This window comes from Streptomyces sp. DF42 (assembly GCF_058267695.1).
On sequence record NZ_CM177859.1, the window covers coordinates 1,419,940 to 1,424,659 of the forward strand.

General features: G+C 66.5%; 3 protein-coding genes. 1 reads left to right on the forward strand and 2 read right to left on the reverse strand.

Features of this window, described 5'->3' with window-relative positions; translation table 11 throughout:
- Positions 1–1,229 precede the first annotated feature (1,229 nt).
- Positions 1,230–1,904, forward strand: a complete 675-nt coding sequence (locus tag ACYUED_RS06515) for a hypothetical protein (protein WP_491291356.1) — start codon at positions 1,230–1,232, stop codon at positions 1,902–1,904.
- Between the two features lie 36 nt (positions 1,905–1,940).
- On the opposite strand, the gene ACYUED_RS06520 is transcribed toward ACYUED_RS06515, so the two are convergent.
- A complete protein-coding gene (locus tag ACYUED_RS06520; RefSeq protein WP_491291357.1) occupies positions 1,941–2,084 on the reverse strand; it encodes a hypothetical protein in 144 nt (47 codons plus the stop codon).
- Between the two features lie 1,400 nt (positions 2,085–3,484).
- Entirely contained in the window at positions 3,485–4,600 is a 1,116-nt protein-coding gene (locus tag ACYUED_RS06525; RefSeq protein ID WP_491294158.1) for a ricin-type beta-trefoil lectin domain protein, read from the reverse strand.
- Positions 4,601–4,720 lie beyond the last annotated feature (120 nt).

A 4,720-nucleotide genomic window follows, 5' to 3' on the forward strand; every position in this document is an offset into this window, starting at 1 on the left:
GGACCCTCCGCCGACTCACCGACAACGACACCATCACCGTCGTACACACGGCCCACACCCACAGCCGCATCCCCAGAAGCGGCCCCCACCAGCCCCGACACCGACACAGGACCAACCGCCGGCGCAGCCTGCGAAACGACCGCACCAGAGCGCGGCACCTCAGCCCCGACCACACCGGCACCAGACACCGCAGCCCCCGCAACAGGCCCAGCAGCCGGAACCGGAAGCCCCCCAACAGCCGCTACCGGAAGCCCCCCAGCAGCCGGAACCGGAAGACTCTCAACAGCCGTTACCGGAAGCCCCCCGGCAGCCGGAACCCCCACCACACCCGCGGCAACACCGTCACCCGCACCCTCAGCCCCCACCACACCAGGGCCCACTCCGTCAACAACGCCCTCACCCCGCCCGGCAACAGCACGCGCCTGCCCACCACCGGCACCCGCCACACCACTCGCCGAACCCACACCAGCCACACCAGCCACACCCGACAAACCGTCACCGCCACCAGAACGCGATGCCGCCCCCTCAACAGACCCCGTAACAGCCCCCCGCACACCGGACCCGCCCACCACAGGAACCGGGAAAGCAGCACCATCGATCCGCTGCTCCAAAACCTCGCCCGGACCGACTCCCGCCTCAGCACCCCCCACGCCCGAAACACCCACGGACACAGTCCCCGTCAGCGACTCCGAACCGGCCCCACCATCACCAACCCCGCCATCGTGGACACCACCCACGACACCACCAGCCGCACCACGGCCGTCCTGCCCCTCCGCGATGTCCGGGCCCGGCTCGGTGTTCATCACACCATCCATGACAGGCGGGGTCTTGACCACGAAATTACTGTTGATCCACGTACCCGACGCCACCGCACCCGAGTGCAGCCCATGCGAACTCACACCACTGAGAGACGCGCCGGTGAACGTCGACCAGGAAGTCGACCACCCACCATAGAAAAGCCCATTCCCCACGAACTCCGCCAACGCCTCCGAACCGCCCTCAGCAAGAGAACTGCTCGCCACTCCCGGATGCGCATGCGCATGCGCATGCGCATGCCCCTCCAACCCCACACCATCCCCACCACCAGGCAACCGGTTGACACCCGCCGCCTCCGCCCTGGTAGCGGTCTTCGCAACCACATCACCGGCGAAATCCTTCACCGGTGCCGCACGCCTGAAAGCCTTCTTCGCCGCGTCAGTGGCACCCTGCAACACACCAGCCAAAGGCAAGTGGACAGCCCCCATGATCGCGCCGACCAGCCCGTCCTGCGCGATCTGCTTCCAGTCGAAACCCTTCGGACTGAACGCGCCAGACGTGAAAGCGATCACGCCCAGACGCACCGCGAACGTCTCGAAAGCCTCCTCGAACGCCTCACTCACCGTCGGCAGCGCATGCCGCTCAAGCGCAGCCATAATCACCAAGATCGCCGCACGACTACGGGCCCTCGCCACAGCCGCCCGACCCAAAGCCGCCCCACCACTGAACATGGACAACGCAAAAGCAACAGCCAACTCGACCAGAAGCCGGATCACCTCAGCAATGATCTGCCACTTGGACTCCAGGATCTGATACGAAGCCCTCACCCGGTCATCGGCAATCCCGTCCAGATCCGCCGCGAACTGCCTCAGGAAACCAGCCCCCCCGCCGTCCACGAACGTACCCATCGCACGGACATAATCCCGCCCGACCTGAGCCGGCAACGACCTCGCAGCACCCGCAACAGACTGCTCGATGAGATCGGACAACTCCTCCAGATTCCTCGCCAACCGCCGGTACGGCGCATGACTGGCACCAGCCAGATCCTCATTCGCCTGCAACAAACGCTCACCGATGAGAACGAAAAGCATGTTGTTCACCGACGGAGAGGCGTGGATCGCCATAAAAAGTCACCGTCTTCGTACTGATAGTGTCGACGACACCATCGTCCTGCGCCTGATGAATCACGCGAAGAGGGGCTCACTTGGGTAGTTCCCTCGCGATGCCGAGTGGTCGTCCGAGACCATGACCACGATCAGCGACACACCCCAACCCTCCGGGGTGGCGAGGGTGGACAGGTCCTCATCGGCGAGGAAGTCGAGCCGCACGGATCGGCCTTGTACACCGCTTAGGCGATCTTTTCCGCCACGGCGACAGCGGCATCATAACTGGCGTCGACGCCGCTCCGATAGTGGTGATCGACCAAGCCCGGTGGAAAGTGACAGACCGTTACTGATGGCCCGTCACGGACGACGAACACGAGGAACGTAAGGAGGCGCAACGGGCAATGCAGGCAAGAAAGCGCCGGTATTCACCACGCGTCGGCTCATCGCCGCATGTCCGGTCGAAAAGCACATTGGGGCGAGCAGGATGTTGCCCACCATCGCGGCCACACTGCCGCGATGACGAGAAAAGGCGACTCGCCACGTGTGCGCTCGGCTTCCCGCGCTCGAGGGCCATGCCGCGCTCGGTAGCGTGACTCATCCCACCTCCTCCTGCGGTGCGTCAAACAGGTCTGAAGCCAAGGCTGGCAACAATGTGCGCTCCATCATGGGCATCCGGACAGCGGACGCCCGCAGTCATGCCCGAAAGGGACCAACAGCTTTCCCTTCCGGCCCTTGCTACCGCACGGCGCACCAAGGCCCAGCGGGCGTCACATGATTGTGCGGGTACGCCGCCCCGGGATCCGCTCCCCGTCTCGGGGAGGCGCAGAGGAAGGCCCGCGATCACTATGCCGAGAGGCCCGTGGGCTTCAGTCACACAACACTGTGACGGGAAGCTGGAGTTGCCCGAGCTCCTTCCAGAACCAGGGGCAGGACGTCGGTCTTCCGGCAGCTGAGTACAGAAGCGGTCGGATCCCTGGGGACCAGGACTTCCGGTTGACGGAAGCATCGTCCTCGTAGTCCACCCCATTGCGCCCTATCGCCCAGGCAATACCGGATGACCGGCATCAGGCGCCGGAGCAGATCGGTGGCCGGCGACAGTCCCGGTCGGCCCGGCTCACGGATCGGTTCACGGATCGGCTCACCGATGTGCTCGTCCACAATCTCCAGCAGCTTCTGCGGACGATGCACCCGATGCGCCCTCGCGTGCGTTTCGCCCTCGACCGGAGCGACCAGGACGCCGGCGTCGACCGACGCGTACCCCGTGAGCGGACATCCGCGTGGGAAAACGCCTTGGCGATCAGGGACCGCTGGTCCTCACAGAAGGCCTCGCCACCGAAGTGGAAGAGGTGAACGGACGGCGGCGATTCCCCGCGGGCGACCAAGTGTGCCGCGAGGCGGCTGAGGGGGGCGGAGTGGAGGTCGCGTCAGTGAACCGTTTTTCAGGATGAAAACGGTTCAGCCAGAGGAATTCCTGCCAAACTCGACGAGTTCGGGCGTGCAGTTGTGCGCTTGTTGGCGGCGCCCAAGGTGCAGGGGTCGGCTCGCTGCGCAGTCGGCCGGGCCGGCCGCTGGACGTCACGGCCGCAGGGGTACGGGCAATGCGTTGCCCGGTGGAGGACCGGTCAGCCGGTGCTCCACTTCTGGTTGTCCTGGCCATTGCAGTCCCACAACTGCAAGCGGGTGCCGTTACCGGTCTTCCGGTCCTTCACGTCGACGCACTTGTTCGCCTGCGGGTTGACCAGGTCATGCGCGGAGTTCAGCCGGAACTGCTGGGCGGGATTATGACTGCAGGTGGCCAGCTGGACCACCGCACCGTCGCTGGTACCGCCCCGGGCGACGTCCATGCACATCCCCAGCGCACGCACCGTCCCGTCACTCATGAAGCGCCAGCTCTGCCGCGCGAATCCGTTGCAGTCCCAGATCTGCAGCGGCGTACCATCGCCCCCGGCATCCGTGACATCGATGCAACGGCCCGAGGCACGGTTCCAGATGGACACGCCCGCGGCCGCCGAGGAACCACCGGACGACGTCGCTCCGGTGACGGCGGACGAAGTCCTGCCCGGCGTCGGCCGGGGGGTCGGTGTCTTCCCGGAAGCCGACGAGTGCGCTCCCGGGCCCCCGGCACCGTGTGATCCCGCGGAATGCCCGACCGGATGACTCGCCCCGGGACTGCCACCATCGGTCGGCGACGCCGATTGGATGGCACCAAAGCCACTTCCGTCCCCCGGAGAACCCAGCACCGTGCCAGGCGTCGCACCGACCGGACCCGCATGAACATCCTCACCGTCCCCACCCACCAGGAACGGCACGGTCATCAACACCGCCCCCACGATGGCCGCCCCGGCCAGCAGACTCTTGTGCGGCCTCCCCGGCGGAACGGCCGGCGCGACCTCGGCCAACCCCTCAGGCGCCTCTCCCGCCTCCGCCTCCCCCACATCAACAGCCGAACCATCCGCCCCCGCCTCCCCCGCTTCAGAAATGGTGGCAGCCACTCCCGCCACCTCCACCTCCCCCGCCCCCGCCTCCGCGGCGAGCGGGAAGACGGACTCCGACCCGGAAACCGACGAGACCACACCCCCGCCGGCCGACGGAACCCGACCCGTTCCACCGACCGCAGCAGCCGCCTCCCCCTCCGGCGAACCCACAGCCTGACCAGTACGGGGCACCACCGTGCCCACCTCCGACGCCACCGCCTGGGGAAGCGCCTGCCGAGATCCCTGAGCCTCCGATGAGCTCATGATGTCCTTTCCAACGGTCAAAAGATGATGCACTGAAGTGGTGTCACAACCGCCCGGCAGCCGACACGGACACGCCACGTGTGACCCCGCCCCCAGCACCCCGACGCACACGGAAGACGA

Coding starts and splice junctions, on each gene's coding strand:
- ACYUED_RS06525 (WP_491294158.1), bottom strand. CDS start 4,600: ATGAGCTCATCGGAGGCTCAGGGATCTCGGCAGGCGCTTCCCCAGGCG.